The organism is Brevundimonas sp. (genome assembly GCF_035626975.1).
Taxonomy (GTDB): domain Bacteria; phylum Pseudomonadota; class Alphaproteobacteria; order Caulobacterales; family Caulobacteraceae; genus Brevundimonas.
This window is the reverse complement of record NZ_DASPMQ010000057.1, coordinates 1-17,034: the sequence shown is the minus strand read 5'-3', so window position 1 is coordinate 17,034 and position 17,034 is coordinate 1. Positions and strand designations below refer to the sequence as shown.

At 68.5% G+C, this 17,034-nt stretch carries 15 protein-coding genes, 1 tRNA gene and 1 pseudogene; 7 read left to right on the top strand and 10 right to left on the bottom strand.

What is annotated here, in order from left to right:
* Positions 1 to 192 precede the first annotated feature (192 nt).
* The 3 genes from lysA to argH are packed head-to-tail and all read right to left on the bottom strand — an operon-like array spanning position 193 to position 3,089.
* A complete protein-coding gene (lysA, locus tag VEB62_RS14860) occupies positions 193 to 1,470 on the bottom strand; it encodes a diaminopimelate decarboxylase (protein WP_324801367.1) in 1,278 nt (425 codons plus the stop codon).
* Between the two features lie 4 nt (positions 1,471 to 1,474).
* Entirely contained in the window at positions 1,475 to 1,711 is a 237-nt protein-coding gene (locus VEB62_RS14855; protein ID WP_324801364.1) for a hypothetical protein, read from the bottom strand.
* Positions 1,712 to 1,721: 10 nt separating this feature from the next.
* Positions 1,722 to 3,089 carry an argininosuccinate lyase gene (gene argH, locus VEB62_RS14850; protein WP_324801360.1) on the bottom strand — a complete coding sequence of 456 codons (1,368 nt, stop codon included), beginning with the start codon at positions 3,087 to 3,089 and terminating at the stop codon, positions 1,722 to 1,724.
* Between the two features lie 61 nt (positions 3,090 to 3,150).
* On the opposite strand from argH, the gene VEB62_RS14845 reads away from it, so the two are divergent.
* Positions 3,151 to 3,774 (top strand): TlpA family protein disulfide reductase, encoded by a 624-nt coding sequence (locus VEB62_RS14845; protein WP_324801357.1) that lies wholly within the window; start codon positions 3,151 to 3,153, stop codon positions 3,772 to 3,774.
* A 3-nt stretch (positions 3,775 to 3,777) separates the two neighbouring features.
* On the opposite strand, the gene VEB62_RS14840 is transcribed toward VEB62_RS14845, so the two are convergent.
* Positions 3,778 to 4,047 carry a hypothetical protein gene (locus VEB62_RS14840; RefSeq protein WP_324801354.1) on the bottom strand — a complete coding sequence of 90 codons (270 nt, stop codon included), beginning with the start codon at positions 4,045 to 4,047 and terminating at the stop codon, positions 3,778 to 3,780.
* A 154-nt stretch (positions 4,048 to 4,201) separates the two neighbouring features.
* Here VEB62_RS14840 and VEB62_RS14835 point away from each other — a divergent pair, with 154 nt between their 5' ends.
* A complete protein-coding gene (locus VEB62_RS14835) occupies positions 4,202 to 4,552 on the top strand; it encodes a hypothetical protein (protein ID WP_324801352.1) in 351 nt (116 codons plus the stop codon).
* A 246-nt stretch (positions 4,553 to 4,798) separates the two neighbouring features.
* Here VEB62_RS14835 and VEB62_RS14830 read toward each other — a convergent pair whose 3' ends face one another.
* The 3 genes from VEB62_RS14830 to VEB62_RS14820 all read right to left on the bottom strand — a co-directional run bounded on the left by VEB62_RS14830 (position 4,799) and on the right by VEB62_RS14820 (position 6,395).
* Entirely contained in the window at positions 4,799 to 5,245 is a 447-nt protein-coding gene (locus VEB62_RS14830) for a hypothetical protein (protein WP_324801350.1), read from the bottom strand.
* Between the two features lie 503 nt (positions 5,246 to 5,748).
* A complete protein-coding gene (locus tag VEB62_RS14825) occupies positions 5,749 to 6,153 on the bottom strand; it encodes a hypothetical protein (RefSeq protein ID WP_324801347.1) in 405 nt (134 codons plus the stop codon).
* Positions 6,154 to 6,318: 165 nt separating this feature from the next.
* Positions 6,319 to 6,395: transfer RNA gene (locus VEB62_RS14820), tRNA-Met, on the bottom strand.
* A 185-nt stretch (positions 6,396 to 6,580) separates the two neighbouring features.
* On the opposite strand from VEB62_RS14820, the gene VEB62_RS14815 reads away from it, so the two are divergent.
* Positions 6,581 to 7,810: a PQQ-dependent sugar dehydrogenase gene (locus VEB62_RS14815; RefSeq protein ID WP_324801345.1), complete on the top strand. Its 1,230-nt coding sequence runs from the start codon at positions 6,581 to 6,583 to the stop codon at positions 7,808 to 7,810.
* A gap of 24 nt (positions 7,811 to 7,834) precedes the next feature.
* On the opposite strand, the gene dapD is transcribed toward VEB62_RS14815, so the two are convergent.
* Genes dapD through argB form a run of 3 tightly spaced genes read right to left on the bottom strand, consistent with a single transcriptional unit; the run spans position 7,835 to position 10,313 of the window.
* On the bottom strand, positions 7,835 to 8,695 hold the full coding sequence (dapD, locus tag VEB62_RS14810) for a 2,3,4,5-tetrahydropyridine-2,6-dicarboxylate N-succinyltransferase (RefSeq protein ID WP_324801343.1): 861 nt from the start codon (positions 8,693 to 8,695) through the stop codon (positions 7,835 to 7,837).
* The gene (locus VEB62_RS14805; RefSeq protein ID WP_324801340.1) at positions 8,692 to 9,387 is read right to left on the bottom strand and encodes a pyrimidine 5'-nucleotidase; all 696 of its coding nucleotides are present in this window, start codon (positions 9,385 to 9,387) and stop codon (positions 8,692 to 8,694) included. The genes dapD and VEB62_RS14805 overlap by 4 nt, the downstream gene beginning before the upstream one ends.
* Positions 9,384 to 10,313 (bottom strand): acetylglutamate kinase, encoded by a 930-nt coding sequence (gene argB, locus VEB62_RS14800; RefSeq protein ID WP_324801425.1) that lies wholly within the window; start codon positions 10,311 to 10,313, stop codon positions 9,384 to 9,386. The genes VEB62_RS14805 and argB overlap by 4 nt, the downstream gene beginning before the upstream one ends.
* Positions 10,314 to 10,388: 75 nt before the next feature.
* Here argB and VEB62_RS14795 point away from each other — a divergent pair, with 75 nt between their 5' ends.
* The 4 genes and pseudogenes from VEB62_RS14795 to VEB62_RS14780 form a co-directional block, all read left to right on the top strand.
* Complete coding sequence (locus VEB62_RS14795; protein ID WP_324801337.1) at positions 10,389 to 10,574, top strand: hypothetical protein; 186 nt, start codon at positions 10,389 to 10,391, stop codon at positions 10,572 to 10,574.
* A gap of 123 nt (positions 10,575 to 10,697) precedes the next feature.
* Entirely contained in the window at positions 10,698 to 15,941 is a 5,244-nt protein-coding gene (locus VEB62_RS14790; RefSeq protein WP_324801334.1) for a M10 family metallopeptidase C-terminal domain-containing protein, read from the top strand.
* A 43-nt stretch (positions 15,942 to 15,984) separates the two neighbouring features.
* On the top strand, positions 15,985 to 16,662 hold the full coding sequence (locus VEB62_RS14785; RefSeq protein WP_324801331.1) for an acylneuraminate cytidylyltransferase family protein: 678 nt from the start codon (positions 15,985 to 15,987) through the stop codon (positions 16,660 to 16,662).
* Between the two features lie 171 nt (positions 16,663 to 16,833).
* A pseudogene (locus VEB62_RS14780) lies at positions 16,834 to 17,034 on the top strand (cell envelope biogenesis protein OmpA); the annotation flags it as partial.

The following is a 17,034-nucleotide window of genomic DNA, read 5'->3' as shown; positions in this document are numbered from 1 at the left end:
GCCGCATAATACCGTCCGGTCTTTGACAATCGAACCGCCCGACGCGCCGCCAAGGCCCGTCGTCCACCCCCGAACCGGACCCGGCGGACTCCCGGCCCCTGGTTTTCGTCCGGATCGCCTCGCCCCGAGGCCCTGACCCGCGTGAGTCAGACTCTTCAGACTGTTCAGACCCTGTTTTGAGTCTGACTTGCCTCAGCCGAGCCAGTCGGCCCTCGGCTCGCGGGCCCACATCTCTTCATACGAGGGCCGCGCCCGGACCACGGCCCAGCGGTCGCCGTCGACCAGCACTTCCGGGACCAGCGGCCGCGAATTGTATTCGCTCGCCAGCACCGCGCCGTACGCCCCCGCTCCCATGAAGGCCACCAGGTCGCCGGCCTCGACCGGCGCCAGCTGGCGATCCCGGGCGAAGACGTCGGTGGATTCGCAAATCGGCCCGACCAGATCGTAGGCGCCGGCCTCGCCCGTCCGCTGGCGCACCGGCACGACGTCGTGGAACGCGTCGTACAGCGCCGGCCGCATCAGGTCGTTCATGCCGGCGTCCAGCACCAGGAAGCGGCGGCCGTCGCTGCGGGCGTTGACCTGGATCACCCGGCTCAGCAGCACCCCGGCGTTGGCCGCCAGCAGCCGCCCCGGCTCGAACGCCGCCTCGACGTCCAGCCCCTCCAGCACGGCGGCGGCCCGGCCGACATAATCCGCGATGGACGGCAGGTCCGTCTGTCCGTGATAGGGCACGCCCAGACCACCGCCGAGATCGAGCCGGCTGACGGACAGACCCCCGGCCCGCAGCGCCAGCGTCATCTCGCGCAGGGCGCGGAAGGCGGCCTCCAGCGGGTCCAGCGTGGTGATCTGGCTGCCGATATGACAGGCCAGCCCGACCGGAGTCACATGCGGCGAGGCGGCGGCGCGGGCGTACAGGGCCGGCGCCTCCTCGGCCGGGACGCCGAACTTGTCGGTCGCCCCGCCGGTGGTGATCTTCGCATGCCCGCCGGCGCCGATCTTGGGATTGACCCGGATGGCGATCTCCGGCGCGGCGCCCTTCGCGGCGGCGACGGCGATCAGCCGGTCCAGTTCGACGGCGCTCTCGATATTGATCTGGCGCACGCCCGCCTCGATGGCGAAGGCCAGTTCGGCGTCGGTCTTGCCCACGCCCGAGAAGACGATGCGCTGGCCGGGAATGCCCGCCTTCAGCGCGCGCCGGATCTCGCCCTCCGAGACGGTGTCGGCGCCGCAGCCCAGCCGGGCCAGCGTCGCCAGCACCGACAGGTTGGAGTTGGCCTTGACCGCGAAGGCGATCAGGGCGTCTCCGAGCGCCGCCCGGTGCGCCTCCACCGCCCCGCGCAGCAGACCGTAGTGCCGTGTCAGGGTCGCCGTCGAATAGACGTAGACGGGCGTGCCGACCGCTTCGGCAATCGCCTCCAGCGGCGCCGCCTCGGCGTGGAGGGCGCCGTCGATCCGCTCGAAATGGTGCAAGGCTCTAGCGCGGGCCGGAGCCCGAACCGCCGTAGGGGTTCGAGCTGGGTCCGCCGTCGATCGGCGCCTGGATGGGCGGACGGTAGACGGTCGCGGGTTCGACCGGTCCGGGGCCGCGCTCGTCGGGCAGGCTGCGCTCGGTCCGCTTTGCGGGCGGGGCGTCGAGGTCGGCCATGCGGCCGCAACCCGCGGCGGAGACGGCGATCAGGGCGGCGGCGCCCATGACAACGAGTTTTTTCATGCCAATCCCTCTACGCGAGACGCGTCTTCCACTCGGCGATGCGCGCTCGGACCTGTTCCGGCGCCGTGCCCCCGAAACTTTGGCGGCTGGCGCAGGAAGCCTCGGGAGTGAGCACCTTGTAAACCGCTTCCGTGACCCCGGGTTCAAGCGATTGCAGTTCGGCCAGCGGCAGTTGCGACAAATCCACGCCCAGGCTCTCCGCCCGCTTCACCGCCGCGCCGGTGACATGGTGCGCCTTGCGGAACGGCAGGTTCAGTTCGCGCACCAGCCAGTCGGCCAGATCGGTGGCGGTCGAGAAGCCCGATCCGGCCGCGACGCGCATCCGTTCGGCGTTGGGCTGCAGGGCCGAGACCATGGCCGTCATTGCCCCCAGCGCCAGCGTCAGGGCGTCGAAGGCCTCGAACACCGGCGGCTTGTCCTCCTGCATGTCCTTCGAATAGGCCAGCGGCAGGCCCTTCATCACCGTCGACAGGGCCACCAGCGACCCCAGGATCCGGCCCGTCTTGGCCCGCACCAGCTCCGCCGCGTCGGGGTTGCGCTTCTGCGGCATGATCGAACTGCCGGTGGTCAGGTCGTCCGGCAGGCTGACGAAGCCGAACTGCGGGGTCATCCACACCACGATCTCCTCGGCCAGCCGGGACAGGTGGCCGGCGCAGATCGAGGCGGCGGCCAGGCTCTCCAGAGCGAAGTCGCGGTCCGACACGGCGTCCAGGGAATTGCCCATCGGCCGGTCGAAGCCGAGCTCCGTCGCCGTCATATGCCGGTCGATCGGGAAGGGCGATCCGGCCAGGGCCGCGGCGCCCAGCGGGTTCTCGTTCATCCGCGCCCGGGCGTCGGCGAAGCGCGAGGCGTCCCGCCCGAACATCTCGACATAGGCCATCAGGTGGTGGCCGAACGTCACCGGCTGGGCCGGCTGCAGGTGGGTGAAGCCGGGCATCAGGTCGCCGGCGTGCTCTTCCGCCCGGGCCAGCAGGGTCCGCTGCAAGCCCTTCAGCTGCTCCACCGCCGCGTCGCAGGCGTCGCGCACCCACAGGCGGAAATCGGTGGCCACCTGATCGTTGCGGCTGCGCGCCGTGTGCAGCCGGCCCGACGGCTCGCCGATCAGCTCGGCCAGCCGCGCCTCCACATTCATGTGGATGTCCTCGAACTGGTCGCGGAACGGGAAGCTCCCGTCGCGGATCTCGGCCTCGACGGCGTCCAGGCCGCCGAGAATGGCCCCGGCGTCGGCCGCGGTCAGGATTCCCTGTTTCGCCAGCATGCGGCAATGCGCCCGCGATCCGGCCAGGTCCTGGGCCCACAGGCGCCGGTCCACGCCGATCGAGACATTGATCGCCTGCATGATGTCGGCGGGTCGCGCCGAGAAACGCCCGCCCCACATGTCTTGACCTTCCGGGTTCGGGGAAGGCTTAACTGTCGCAACGGGTGGGGAAGGCTGTGTCATGAAGGGCTCGAAGGCGGCGGGAGGAGCGATCGCGGCGGCGCTGGTGATCGGCATGATCGTCGGCGCTGCGTTGCTATACGCCAATCGCGACGCCTTCTTCAAAGCCGCGGCGCCCGAACCGCCGGCCAAAAGCGAGCTGGCCCGGTTCGCCAGGGGGTCGCTGGCCCGGCTGGAGACGCCCGCCGCCCTCGCCGCGGCCCCCACCTATGTCTTCAAGACCCGCGACGGCGCCGATGCGACCTTCGCCCAGTTCCGGGGCAAGGTGGTGGTCGTCAACCTCTGGGCCATGTGGTGCGCGCCCTGCCGCACCGAGATGCCGACCCTCGCCCGTCTGGCCGAGGCCTATGCCGGCCGGGATCTGGTGGTCCTGCCGATCAATGTGGACGCCACCGAGGACGGACTGGCCGACGCCCGCAGCTTCATCGACGTGCACGAGCCCCTGCCGCTGTACAGCGACATGAAATTCCAGCTGCCCTTCGAATTGCCGGGCGAGGGCAAGATGCCCCAGACCGTCCTGCTCGACAGGCAGGGCCGCATCCGCGCCCATTTCTCGGGCGAGGCCGACTGGTCGAGCCCCGAGGCGCGGGCGCTGATCGACGCCCTGCTGGCCGAACCGGCCTGATCCTCAGGGCTGATTGCCCTTCTCGTCGGTCTTGGTCTCGACCTTCTGCTCCTCGGCCTCCTTGGCCAGCTCGTCCGTGGCCTCATCGACCTCCTGGGCCACCTCGCCGGCGCCGGCGGCGATGGCCGAACCGACCTGGGCGGCCTCTTCCTTGAGCGAGGCGCCGGCTTCCTCGGTCGTGGCCTCGGCCTTCTCCTGCTCGGGTTCTGAACAGGCCGCGGCGCCCAGGGCGAGCGTGGCGACGGCGGCGAGGGCGGCGATATGGATGCGCATGGGAAGACCCCTTCGGCGTTGAACCTTTGCCGTGAACGCGGGAAGGGGCCGGGGGTTGCCGGGGCTGACGGTGCGCGAACAGCGTGTTACCGTCTGACTTACAACCGCGCCGGGACAGCTCGGCGCCGTCACGTGATGGGAGCGGACCAACACCATGAAATCAGGAACCGCAGGCGTCGCCGTCCTAGTGAGCGCCCTGGCGTTGTCGTCGGTGGCGGTGGCGCAATCCGCCGGCCAGCCGACCAACCGCCCGCCGCCCGGCCCCATCGGGCGGATGACGCAGCAGCAGGAAAGCTGGCGCTTCGAAAGCGAGGAGATGCGTCGCCAGAATTCGATGACGCCCGAGGAGGCCGAGGCCGAGTACGGCGCCGAGCGGATGGAGCTGGCCCGGCGCGTCGCCGAACTCGTCGAACAGGGAAAGTGCCGCGAGGCGCGCACCTTGGCCAACGAAGCCGGCGAACGCCAGATGGCGCTCAGGGTGCGTCAGACCTGCCAATCCCGCTGAAGGCGGCGATGGTGGCTGGAGGGCGCTACATCCGTGGACCCACCTTGCCGCCGCTGCTGAAGGTCGCGGTGTAGCCCGGGAGCAGAAAACTGCTTCCGACCCGTTGCAGACGCTCAGTTCTCCGCTGCCGAGTGGTCAGAGGAGCGCCAAAGCCGACCATCGATGTCGGCAGGCTCTACGTTCACGGGCGCGAGCTTGCGGGGGGCCACGGCGATCGTTGGTACGGGCCGCCGGGCTTCTCAGGGATCAGCGGTCCGGCCGCTCCACCACTCTGACGAAGCTACTGTCGAGGACGAGCACAAACATCTCTTCAGCTTCCGCCGCCGCCCTTTCGTCGACGACCTTGAGGATGGCGGCCTGAGGCATTTCCTGGCCCAGCTGATCTGTGCCGACGACCTTGTACCGGGAAGTCGGATCAACCGTGATGCACTCGGCGTCACCCTCGAACCGCGCCCCGAGCTCAGGCTCGTTTCCTGCGAGCGTGTCGATAAAGGCTGCCCTTAGAGCCCCTTCGGTGAGGCACACCACTGGTCCCTTGGGGAAAGTCACAATGGAATCAGGCTCGATCTGACGTGCCGTCGCAATCTCCGGATCGCGGAGTCCTTCCGCATCATGGCCGTTGGAGGGGTCGCACGCCGCCAACATCAATGCCGACGAAGCCAGGACAATGATTCGCACGTCGGGTCCGCCCATCACCGGAAACTAGACGAGGCTGACAGCCTTGAGAACTCCCCCCGCGCGAGGCGCGGCTGGACACTGAGTGAAGGTCTGCTGGCGACATTGGAACGGCGGCGGGGTCCCGCTAACGGAGGGTGAACGTCCACTCCGACCCATTGCAGACGTTAGCGGCATGGCTGAGGGTGACCTCAAACTCGCGAGGCTCCCATGCTGAAATACCAGTGCTGCTTCTGCGCCTCTCAGATTGATCGGCCAGATGAGCAGGGTGTCCGTCTCACGCTTGCGGGAATGGGGCGCGACCCAACCGCTCAGGACTTGTTCGCTCACATCACCTGTCTAGACACATGCTTCGCTCCGACCCTTGCGGTCGAAACGGTCTTTGACGCCGGGGCATTCGAGCCCGAGTAGCGTCTGCTTCCTGCCATCAACTTGCTGTCCGCATTCGACCCATTGCGGACCTCTGGCAATGCCGCCCTTAGCTTTTCCTCCGCTCCACGTTCTAAAAGCGGCGCATCCGCTCAGAATGACGATTGAGGGAAGGGGGTGAAGTCCGCCTTGCGACACGACCCAACCATCGTCTCGACGTAGCGGTTGCCCTGCACCTCACCAATCTGGGTGTGATAGAACTGGCCATCCGCTACAGCGACCACTGTCACTACTTCTGGCTTTTCCGAAATCGCAAAATGGATCGCGTCGGCCGTCACTCTGGCGATCCTGGAGGGAGCCGTGCACCCCTCATTGCAGAACAGTTCCAGGTCCATATCGACCGCAATGCGTTGCGACCAAGGTGACTCTTTCAATACTCCCAGCATCGGGTTCGACAGCCTCTGCGTTCCCTCACAGATCAAATCGAACCTTGGATTCGTATCGGCCTGAGCGGTGCCTGCGATCACCATCAGTGAAACAAGTATCGATATCAGCATGGCACCCCCTCATAAGGCCAAGCTATCACGCCGCTTCACTAGAGTCCGCTTCCCACCCATAGCGGACGTTCTGATGGTCCGGAGAAGGCGCAGCAATCAAATGTGGGTGTGCGCTTGATGCCGGGTGGAGTGTCTTAGCTCCTTGAAACTACAGAATATTCCCGGTGGTGGCTGGAGGCGGGCTCGAACCGCCGACCTGTGGGTTATGAATCCACCGCTCTAACCAGCTGAGCTACCCAGCCCCGATCGCTCGAGTCCCGGCGGGAACTGGTCTGTCCGCCGGAAGAGGCGTGCCTATATAGGCGGGCGGTGGCGGATTCAAGTCGGGACGGACGGGTCGGGGCGCCGGAGGGATCTTGCGCTCCGGCCGGGGAACGCCAAGGTTCCACGCATCGTTTCGCCGCCGATCGTTGCACAGGGATTCGTCATGCGCCTGCTCGTCCTCGCCGTCGCCGTCTCGGCCGTCACCTTCGCCGCCGCGTGCCGGGCGGACGGCCAGGACCAGGCCGTCGTCGACGGCGGCGCGTCGGTGGAGAGCCGGGCCCCCAACGGGGCCGGCCAGCAGCCGGCCTTTCCCGGCCAGACCCGCGCCCCGGGCGTACGCACCGGGGTGGCGCTGACGCATGCGGTGGTTGCGTCGGGGCTGGAGCATCCATGGGGACTGGCGCTTCTGCCCGACGGCCGCTGGCTGGTCACCGAGCGGCCCGGCCGGATGCGGATCGTCTCCGCCGAAGGCGCGGTGGGCGAGCCGATCGCCGGCCTGCCCCGGGTCGATGCCCGGGGGCAGGGCGGGCTCCTCGACGTCGCCGTCGGTCCGACCTTCGCGCAGGATCGCCTGATCTACTGGAGCTACGCCGAGCCGCGCGGGGGCGGCAACGCCACGTCGGTGGCCCGCGGTCGGCTGTCCGACGACGGAACCCGGGTCGAGAACGTGGAGGTCATCTTCCGCGCCTTGCCGACCTATGACGGAGGGGCCCATTTCGGCTCATCGCTGGCGTTTGACGGCGGCGGTCATCTCTTCATCACCCTCGGCGACCGTTCAGATGCGCCGATGCGCCCCCAGGCGCAGGATCTCGGCTCGCACATGGGCAAGACCATCCGCATCAACGCGGACGGCTCGGTTCCGTCGGATAATCCGTTCGTTGGCCGGGCTGGAGCGCGGCCGGAAATCTGGTCGCTGGGACACCGCAACGTGCAAGGGATCGCCATCGCCCCGAACGGCGATGTCTGGACCGTCGAGCACGGCACGCGCGGCGGCGACGAGATCAATCTCGACCGGGCCGGGATCAATTACGGGTGGCCGATCATCGCCTATGGCGTCGAATATCGCGGCGCGCCGATCAACGAAGGGATCACCGCCCGCGAGGGGCTGGAGCAGCCGGTCTACTACTGGGACCCGGTCATCGCGCCCGGCGGCATGACCGTCTACGACGGGGCCATGTTCCCGGACTGGCGCGGAAACCTGCTGGTCGCCGGCCTGAAGGAAAAGCATATCGCCCGGCTGGTTCTGGACGGGAACCGCGTCGTCGGCGAGGAGCGGCTGCTGACCGATCTTGGCGAACGGGTGCGGGACGTTGCGGTCGGCCCGGACGGCGCCGTCTGGGCCATCACCGACGACCCGAACGGCAAGCTGGTGCGGCTGGCGAAGGCGAGCTGACGCGCGCAGAGCCACCAGGAAAGATCAGTCCCGCAGCAGTTCGTTCACGCCCGTCTTGGCCCGCGTCTGCGCATCGACCCGCTTGACGATCACGGCGCAATATAGAGACGGGCCGCCGCTCGGGTCGGGCAGCGACCCCGGCACGACGACGCTGTACGCCGGCACCTCGCCGCGGAAGACCTCGCCGGTGGCGCGGTCAACGATCTTCGTCGAACCGGACAGGTAGACGCCCATGGCCAGAACCGCGCCTTCGCGGACGATGACGCCCTCCGCCACCTCGGCCCGGGCGCCGATGAAGCAGCCGTCCTCGATGATGGTCGGATTGGCCTGAAGCGGCTCCAGCACGCCGCCGATGCCCGCGCCGCCCGACAGGTGCACGTTCTTGCCGATCTGGGCGCAGGAGCCGACCGTGGCCCAGGCGTCGACCATCGATCCCTCGTCAACATAGGCGCCGATGTTCACGAAGCTGGGCATCAGCACGACATTCCGGCCGATGAAGGCGCCGCGCCGGGCCACGGCCCCGGGCACAGCGCGAAAGCCGGCCTGCTCGAAATGGGTCTCGGTCCAGTGGCTCCACTTGACCGGGACCTTGTCCCAGTAGGGGCCCGGGCTCGGATCGCTGACGCCCATGGTCGCCCCGAGCGGCGCGCCCATGCGGGTGTTCGGGTTGAGGCGGAACGACAGCAGCACCGCCTTCTTCAGCCACTGGTGCGTGGTCCAGACGCCGTCGGCGTCGCGGGACGCCACCCGGGCCTCGCCTGCGTCCAGCATGTCCAGCGCCTGCTCGACGGCCTTCCGCACCTCGCCATGCGTCGAGACCGAGACTTCAGCCCGGGTCTCCCAGGCCGCTTCGATGACGGCTTCCAGGTGGGCGCGGTCAGTCATGTCGGGTCTCCCGGCAGGATGGCGGTGGCGAGAAAGGGCCCCAGCGCCGCGGCCCGGTGATCCACGAACGGGGCCTCGGCGTCGAAGGCGTGCGGTCCGACCAGGATCGTGGTCATGCCCAATTCCTTGGCGTGCTCGAGATTGCGGGCGGTGTCCTCGAAGAAGGCGGCTGTGGCCGGGTCCAGTCCGAACCGGTCCAGCATCAGGGCGAAGGTGTCGGGATGCGGCTTGGGCACCAGCCGGGCGTGCTCGACCGCGAACAGCCCGTCGAACAGGTCGCTGATCCGCAGCTGTTCCAGCACCCGCTCGCCATGCAGGGTGGAGCCGTTGGTGAAGACGTAGCGGGGTCCCTTTAGCCGCTCCAGGCCCGCACGCAGTCCCATATCGGGCTGGAGGTCCTCCAGTGGCACGTCGTGCACCTCGGCCAGGAACAGCTCCGGGTCGATGGTGTAATCCTTCATCAGGCCGCCGAGCGCCGCCCCGTGATCCATCAGATAACGCTTCTGCAGCGCCCGCGCCTCGTCCAGCGGCAGGCCGGTGGTGCGCACCATGAACTGGCCGATGCGCTCGCTTACCCGCTTCAGGATTTGCCGCTCGGGCGGATAGAGGGTGTCGTCGAGGTCGAAGATCCAGCTGCGGACATGGCGCAGATCGGCCCCGATCTCGGTGGGATGTATAGGCTCGGCGGTCATTCCCCGGCCTTCACCAGCGTCCCGGCGCCATGCTCGGTGAATAGCTCGACCAGCATGGCGTGCGGGCGCCGTCCGTCGAGGATGACGACGGCCTCGACGCCATCCCGGACCGCGGCGATCGCGGTCTGCAGCTTGGGGATCATGCCGCCGGTGGCGACTCCCTCCTCGATCAGCCTCGAGGCCTCTCCGACGGTCATCTGGCGGATGATCTCGCCATCGGCGCCCTTGACCCCCGCCACGTCGGTTAGCAGCAGCATGCGCTTCGCGTTCAAAGACCCGGCCAGCGCCCCCGCGACCGTGTCGGCGTTGACGTTGAAGGTCTGGCCGTCCTCTGTGACCCCGATCGGGGCGATGACGGGCACCCAGTCGGCGTCGGATTCCAGCAGGCGAACGACCAGCTTGGGGTCGACCTTCGTCGGTTCGCCGACGAAGCCGAGATCGACCTCGTGCTCGATCATACTGTCCGGGTCGCGCCTGGTGCGCTTGGTCTTCTCTACGGTCAGCAGGCCGGCGTCCTTGCCCGACAGACCGATGCCGCGCACGTCGGCCTTGCGCCCGGCCATGGTGATCCAGTGGGCGATTTCCTTGTTGACCGCGCCGGACAGGACCATTTCGGCCACCTGCATGGTGTCGGAGTCCGTGACCCGCAGCCCGTCGACGAAGCTCGATTTCACGCCGGCCTTTTCAAGCATGGCGCTGATCTGCGGCCCGCCCCCGTGGACGACGACCGGGTTCACCCCCATCAGTTTCAGCAGCACAACGTCGGCGGCGAACTGTTTGGCCACCGCGCTCTCACCCATGGCGTGGCCGCCGTATTTGATCACCACCGTCTTGCGGTCGTAGATCTGGATGTACGGCAAGGCCTCGGCCAGGGTCTTCGCCGTGTCCCAGCCGCGCTCTTCGGATTGCCGTTCTGTCTCGTCCATCACCCGCGGGTCCGTAAAGCCAAGCCAGGGTCCTGTCATCATGAAACCGGAGCTCCGCGCGCCCGTTCCGCCTGGATGAACGAACACGATATCGATGATCGGGACCTGACGCCCTCCGATCCGGCCGATCCGGCCTCGCTGCAGCACCCGGATCCGACCCTCTGTCCGGAATGCCTGGGCGCTGGCGCCCTGCCGTCGGGAGAGGTCTGTCCGGTCTGTGAGGGAACCGGGAAGGCGACCAACCGTACGGGCGGCGGCTGATCAGCGAACAACCACGGCTTGCGGCGGAGCCGGAGGTCACCGCGAGTTGAAACCGGCGACGCTTGTCGTTTCGGGAAGCCGCGTTACGGTGACGACTGGATTTCGTCGGTTGGGCCGTAGTTTATGTTCGATTCCTTCTCGCGGAGCTTCGATTCGGGCTCGTCGCCTCGCGGCGAGAGCGCTGATTCAGGCGGCCTCGAGCCGACCCTGGACCCGTCCTTCGGCGCTGTCGCCAGCTACCAGATCTGCGGCTGTTGCGGGCGTTTCCACGGCGCGACGGACTCCACCGACGGCGGCGGGCAGGGCGTCATCCTGAACGCCGATGACCGCGGCTCCTTCGGCCCCAATGGAAAGCCCTCGCTGGGCACGCTCGACGCCGGCGCGCAGATCACCCGGTCCAACACCAGCTGGGCCTCGAATCTCGGCCAGGCCGCCGTGGTGACCTACGCGTTCCGGGCCTCGGCCACCACGATGCCGACCGACACCACGGGATTCTCGCAGTTCAACAGCGCGCAGATCGCCGCCACCGAACTGGCGCTTGCCTCCTGGTCGGACGTGGCCAACATCACCTTCAACCGGGTCACCGACCCTGGCAGCCAGTACTCCAACAGCGCCACGATCCTGTTCGCCAACTATGCGGAGGGCCAGGACGGCGCGGCCGCCTTCGCCTATCTTCCCGGCGGCATGCCCGGCGCCACCGGCTCCAATGCGGTCCAGGGGGATGTCTGGATCAACAGCTCCCTGGCGTACAATTCGACGCCGGTGATGCAGGCCTATGGCCACCAGGTGTTGCTGCACGAGATCGGCCACGCCATCGGCCTCAGCCACCCGTCGAGCTACAACGCCAGCGCCGACGGCGTCATCACCTATGGCGCCAACGCCACCTATTTCGAGGATTCCCGCCAATACACGGTGATGAGCTATTTCGGCGAGCTCAACACCGGCGGTGATTTCCGCACCAACGGCGCCGGGGCCACCCGCTATTCAGCGGTTCCCCTGCTCGACGACATCGCCGCGGCCCAGCGCCTGTACGGCGCCAACATGACCACCCGCACGGGCAACACGACCTACGGCTTCAACTCCAATGCCGGGCAGCCCTGGTTCAGCGCCAGCAGCGGCGCCAGCGCCCTGATCTTCGCGGTCTGGGACGCCGGCGGCGTCGATACCTTCGACTTCTCGGGCTACAGCGTCGCCCAGACCATCGACCTGCGGCAAGGCGCCTTCTCGAGCGTCGGCTCGTTGCTGGGCAATGTCGCCATCGCCATCGGCGTCGTGATCGAGAACGTCATTGGCGGGATGGGCGCTGACGCCATCAGGGGCAATTCGGCGGCCAACCAGATCACGGGCAACGGCGGCGCCGATGTCATCGACGGCGGCCTCGGCTCGGACACGGTGGTCTTCTCCGGCACACGCGCCAGCTACACCGTCACCTGGAACGGCCAGGTCGGCACGGTGACCGGCCCCGGCGGGACCACCACCGTCCGCAACGTCGAGTTCCTCCAGTTCTCGGACCAGACCATCGCGGCCGCGCCGACGGGCGGGCTGCTGGTCGCCGGCGACATCACCAACGAGACCATCAACGGCACGAGCTTCGCCGACACCATGGGCGGCCTTGGCGGGACCGACACGGTCAACGGTCTGGCCGGCGCCGATACGCTGGACGGCGGATCGGGCAACGACGTCCTCAACGGCGGGGACGACGACGACTTCCTCATCGGCGGCCTGGGAAATGACGGGCTGAACGGCGGAACTGGCGCCGATATCGCCGACTATTCCGGAGCCGGCGCGGGCGTCACGGTCAATCTCACGGCCGGAACCGCCAGCGGCGGGGCCGGCGCCGACACCCTCACCGGCATCGAGGAGGTGCGCGGTACGGCCCATGCCGACACCCTGACGGGCGACGGCGCCGCCAACATCCTGCGGGGCGGCGGCGGGATCGACACCATGAACGGCGGCGGCGGGGCCGACCAGCTGTTCGCCGGCGCTCCGGGCGAAGGCGGCGGCGCGCCCGATATCGTCAAGGCGCAGGGCACGGCCAATGCGAGCATCGCCGCCGCTGTGTCGCTGGCCGGCGCGTTCGACCTCGGGACCCGCGCCGACGTCGCCAACTCCACCACCATTCCGCACGCCACGGTCCTGGCGACGGCCCATGGCGGCATGGAATACTACGCCTTCACGGTGGCGGCGGGCGAAACGGTCGTCTTCGATATCGACAACGCCAGCTTCGACAGCGTGCTGCGTGTCTTTGACGCGGACGGGGTCCAACTGGCCCAGAACGACGATTCCGCCAACGACGGCGGCTCTGCGACGGATTCGAACGTCAGCCACACCTTCGCGGCGGCGGGCACATATTACGTGCAGGTTTCACAGTGGCAGTCGGGGTCCGACGCGACCCTCGTCACCACGGCGCCGGGAGCCGGCGGAACCTACACCCTGCACGTCTCGGTTCCGGGCGCGCCTGTGGTTCCGCTCCTCTTCCTCGGCGCGACCATGAACGGGGACGCCGGAGCCGACGCCCTCAACGGCGGCGTCGGCCGGGATACCCTGAACGGCGGCGACGACGACGACCAGCTGACGGGCGGCGCCGAAAACGACACCCTCGATGGCGGGACCGGAACCGACACGGCCGTCTTCAGCGGCAACCGCGCGGCCTATACCGTCAGCGTCAACTCGGGTGTCACGACGGTGGTCGGACCCGACGGAACCGACACGATCAGCAATGTCGAGCGCCTCCAGTTCGCCGACGGCCTGTTCGACGCCGCCGGGGCCCCGCTGGGCGGGGCCATCAATGGCACGGCGGGCGCCGATGCCCTGAATGGCACGGCCAACGCCGACACCATAAACGGCCTCGACGGCGACGACGTGATCACCGGCGGCGGGGCGAATGACACCATCAGCGGCGGCGCGGGCGTCGATACGGCGGTCTTCGCCGGTCTGCGCACAAGCTATGTGGTGACGACGTCGGGCGGCACGACGACAGTGACCGGCCCCGATGGGACCGACACCCTGACCACGGTCGAGCGGCTCCGCTTCGACGACGCGACCCTGATCGTCGGCGCGGGCGGCGGCCAGTATTTCGGCGGCACGGCCAATGCAGACACCATAAACGCTACGGTCTTCAACGATGAAATCCAGGGCGCCGGCGGCAATGACACCATCAACGCGCTCGCCGGCGACGACCTGGTCTACGGCGGCGATGGCGACGACCTCATAACGGCGGGCGGCGGCGTGGACCGGCTGTTCGGCGGCATCGGAGCGGACAGGCTGGAAGGCGATTCCGGCGACCAGCTGTGGGGCGAGGACGGCAACGATACGCTCGTCGCCGTGGGCTCGGCCGCGGCGGCGTCGATCATGGTGGCCGGCGCCGCGGGCGTCGACACCGCCATCCTGCGCGGCGTCTCGGCCCAGCTGGATCTCGCCAGCGGCGTCGGAACCGTGGGTTCGACCGCGATCTCGGCCTCGGGCGTCGAGAACGTCGTCGTCGAAGGGGCGGGCGCGGGCATGCGCACCGTCTCCGGCAATGGATCGGCCAACGCCCTGTCGGTCGGCGCTCTCGGCGACGGAACATTCGGGGTCACCTTCGACGGTCGCGGCGGCAACGACATCCTCACCGGCGGCGCCGCGGGCGACATCCTGATCGGCGGCGGCGGTATCGATATCCTGTACGGCCGCGGCGGCGCCGACAGCCTTGAAGGCGACGCCGGCGATCAGCTGTATGGCGAGGACGGCGACGACACCCTTGTCGTGCTCGGTTCCGCCACCGCGACATCCATGGTCGTGTCCGGCGCCGCCGGCCTCGACACGGCGGTCCTGCGCGGCTCGTCGGCCACCGCGAACCTGGCGACGGGCGCGGGCACGGTCGGTTCGACGGCCGTCTCCCTTTCCGGGGTCGAAAACGTGGTGGTCGAAGGCGCCGGCGCCGGGGGGCGAAGCGTCACGGGCAACAGCGCGGCCAACCGGCTATCGGTCGGCTCGCTCGGAGACGACGGCTCGTTCAGCCTCACCTTCGACGGTGCGGGCGGGGACGACATTCTGTCGGGTGGCGCAGGCGACGACACGCTGATCGGCGGAACCGGGATCGACACCGCCGACTACAGCGGCGCGGGCGCGGCCATGCGGGCCCAGTTGAACACCGGCGTGGCCGTCAATGACGGCGACGGAGGTTCCGACACGCTCAACGGCATCGAGAACCTGACCGGATCGGCCTTCGACGACATCCTGATCGGCGACAACGTCGTCAACGTGCTGACGGGCGGCCTCGGCCGCGACACCCTCATCGGTCTGGGCGGCAACGACGTGATCCACGGCGGAGCGGGCGTGGCCAACCAGCTTCAGGGCGGCCTGGGCAACGACACCTATTACGTCGATGTGCGCGGCGACAGCGTCCACGAACTGGCCGGCGAGGGTGTCGACACGGTCATCACCACGGCCGTGCAGATCAACCTTTCGGCCAATGTCGAGAACCTGACCTATGCGGGAAGCGGAACCTTCACCGGCGTCGGCAACGCCGAGGCCAACACCATTCGGGGCGGCCTGCTGCGCGACACGCTGATCGGCGGGGGCGGCAACGACATCATCATGGGCGGGGGCGGCGCGGCCAACAATGTGTTCGGCGGCCAGGGCAACGACTATTTCATCCTCCAGGCCGCCGACAGCGTCATCGAGAATGTCGGCGAGGGCACGGATACCGTCGAGGCCCGCATCAACAGCTATACGCTGGGCGCCAACGTCGAGAACCTGGTCTTCGGCGGCTCCGGGAACTTCACCGGCAACGGCAATGCGCTGAACAACCTGATCATCGGCGGGGCCGGGAACGACACCCTGCGCGGCGCCGGCGGGACGGACCAGATCCGTGGCGGGCTGGGCACCGACATTGTCGTGCTCCAGGGCGTGGCGTCGGACTATACGATCACGGCCGAGGGGGCCGGCTGGCGGATCATCGACGGAACAGCCGGCCGCGACGGTTCAATTCTGGCGACGGACGTCGAAACCCTGCGCTTTGGCGACGGTTCGACCCAGCCGTTGGGCGGGGCGCCGGCGCCCCTGTTGTCCGGAAAGGACCAGCCCCAGGAGCCCGTGGCCCTGTCCACCTCGCCCGAAGACAAGGACGGGGCGATCGACGACGGACCGCTGATCCTGGCCTCGGCCGAGGACGACGCCTTCCTGCCGCTCGGCGTCTGGGACGACGCCCAGGTCCTGCCCGTCCTTGACGACGCCGCGTTGGTCCTGCCGGATGGGGGAGTGGGGAGCGCGAATCCCGCCCTGTCCGTCGTCCCGTTCGAGGGCCATTCGACGACCGGGCCGTTTGGTCTGGTCCTGTCGGGTTCGACCGACGATCTGTGGCTCGCGCACGAATCGTGGGCGTGAGCGGACCTGCGACGGTCCGCGCGACCGCGGAGACCTCCGGCGCATGATCGGCGATCGGAGAATTCTGGCGATCGTGCCGGCCCGGGGGGGCTCGCAGAGACTGCTCGCCAAGAACGCCCGCCTGCTGGCCGGCCGGCCCATGGTGGCCTGGACCCTCGAGGCGGCGCGTGGATCCGTCCTGATCGATCATCTGGTGGTGTCCACGGACGATCCGGCGGTGGCCGAGACCGCCGCGGAGATGGGCTGGCCGCCGCCCTTCATGCGGCCGGACCATCTGTCAGGCGCGACGGCTTCGGTCATCGACGCCATCGAACACGCGCTGGATCAGGTCGGCGGGCGCTGGGACTATGTGGTCCTGCTGCAGCCCACCTCGCCGCTGCGCACGGCGTCGGATATCGACCAGGCCATCCGACTTTGTGACGAGACCGGCGCCCCGGCGGTGATCGGCGTCTCGCCCCTGCCGAAACCGCCGAGCTTCTATGGCCGTGTCGACGCGGCGGGGGGGTATACCCCGGGGGGCGTCGACCTCGAGCGGACGGTCGTGATCAACGGGGCGGTCTATGTGGGCCGACCGGAGATCCTGATGCGCGACCGCACCTTCCAGTCAAAAGGCGTGCGGGCGTACTCCATGCCGGTCGAGCGGGGCTGGGACGTCGACACGCCGGCGGAGTTCGCTGTTTGCGAGGCGCTTTTTCCGTTTCAGGCGGTGGAACCGACCTGACGCACCTGCGCGTACGTTTCCGGACAGGAGTCTGTCACTCAATGGCCACGCTTGTTGTTGTTAGGGGCTTCTTCGTCTCGACCTGAGCCAGCGGGACTGTTATGAGGGTGCGAGCGGCGGATCGTGCGCCGCCTTGAGAAAATTCACCTGGGCTGCGGAGGGCATCCACCCATGCGCGTTAAGACATTCATTCTGGCGTCCAGCGCCGCGGGGGCCCTGGCCCTGTCCGCGGGCGCTGCGGCCGCCGATCCGAACGGCTGGTACGGCGCGATTGACGTCGGCTACCACACGGCCGAGGCCGAGACCTCCTATGGTTTCGATCTGGAGGTCGACGACAGCTGGGCCGGCTTCGCCCGGCTGGGCTACCGGTTC

What these genes read in the sequence shown, in the direction of transcription:
- VEB62_RS14855 (WP_324801364.1), bottom strand. Translation starts at nt 1,711, where the DNA reads ATGAAAAAACTCGTTGTCATGGGCGCCGCCGCCCTGATCGCCGTCTCC.
- argH (WP_324801360.1), bottom strand. Translation starts at nt 3,089, where the DNA reads ATGTGGGGCGGGCGTTTCTCGGCGCGACCCGCCGACATCATGCAGGCG.
- VEB62_RS14845 (WP_324801357.1), top strand. Translation starts at nt 3,151, where the DNA reads ATGAAGGGCTCGAAGGCGGCGGGAGGAGCGATCGCGGCGGCGCTGGTG.
- VEB62_RS14840 (WP_324801354.1), bottom strand. Translation starts at nt 4,047, where the DNA reads ATGCGCATCCATATCGCCGCCCTCGCCGCCGTCGCCACGCTCGCCCTG.
- VEB62_RS14835 (WP_324801352.1), top strand. Translation starts at nt 4,202, where the DNA reads ATGAAATCAGGAACCGCAGGCGTCGCCGTCCTAGTGAGCGCCCTGGCG.
- VEB62_RS14830 (WP_324801350.1), bottom strand. Translation starts at nt 5,245, where the DNA reads ATGGGCGGACCCGACGTGCGAATCATTGTCCTGGCTTCGTCGGCATTG.
- VEB62_RS14825 (WP_324801347.1), bottom strand. Translation starts at nt 6,153, where the DNA reads ATGCTGATATCGATACTTGTTTCACTGATGGTGATCGCAGGCACCGCT.
- VEB62_RS14815 (WP_324801345.1), top strand. Translation starts at nt 6,581, where the DNA reads ATGCGCCTGCTCGTCCTCGCCGTCGCCGTCTCGGCCGTCACCTTCGCC.
- dapD (WP_324801343.1), bottom strand. Translation starts at nt 8,695, where the DNA reads ATGACTGACCGCGCCCACCTGGAAGCCGTCATCGAAGCGGCCTGGGAG.
- VEB62_RS14805 (WP_324801340.1), bottom strand. Translation starts at nt 9,387, where the DNA reads ATGACCGCCGAGCCTATACATCCCACCGAGATCGGGGCCGATCTGCGC.
- argB (WP_324801425.1), bottom strand. Translation starts at nt 10,313, where the DNA reads ATGGACGAGACAGAACGGCAATCCGAAGAGCGCGGCTGGGACACGGCG.
- VEB62_RS14795 (WP_324801337.1), top strand. Translation starts at nt 10,389, where the DNA reads ATGAACGAACACGATATCGATGATCGGGACCTGACGCCCTCCGATCCG.
- VEB62_RS14790 (WP_324801334.1), top strand. Translation starts at nt 10,698, where the DNA reads ATGTTCGATTCCTTCTCGCGGAGCTTCGATTCGGGCTCGTCGCCTCGC.
- VEB62_RS14785 (WP_324801331.1), top strand. Translation starts at nt 15,985, where the DNA reads ATGATCGGCGATCGGAGAATTCTGGCGATCGTGCCGGCCCGGGGGGGC.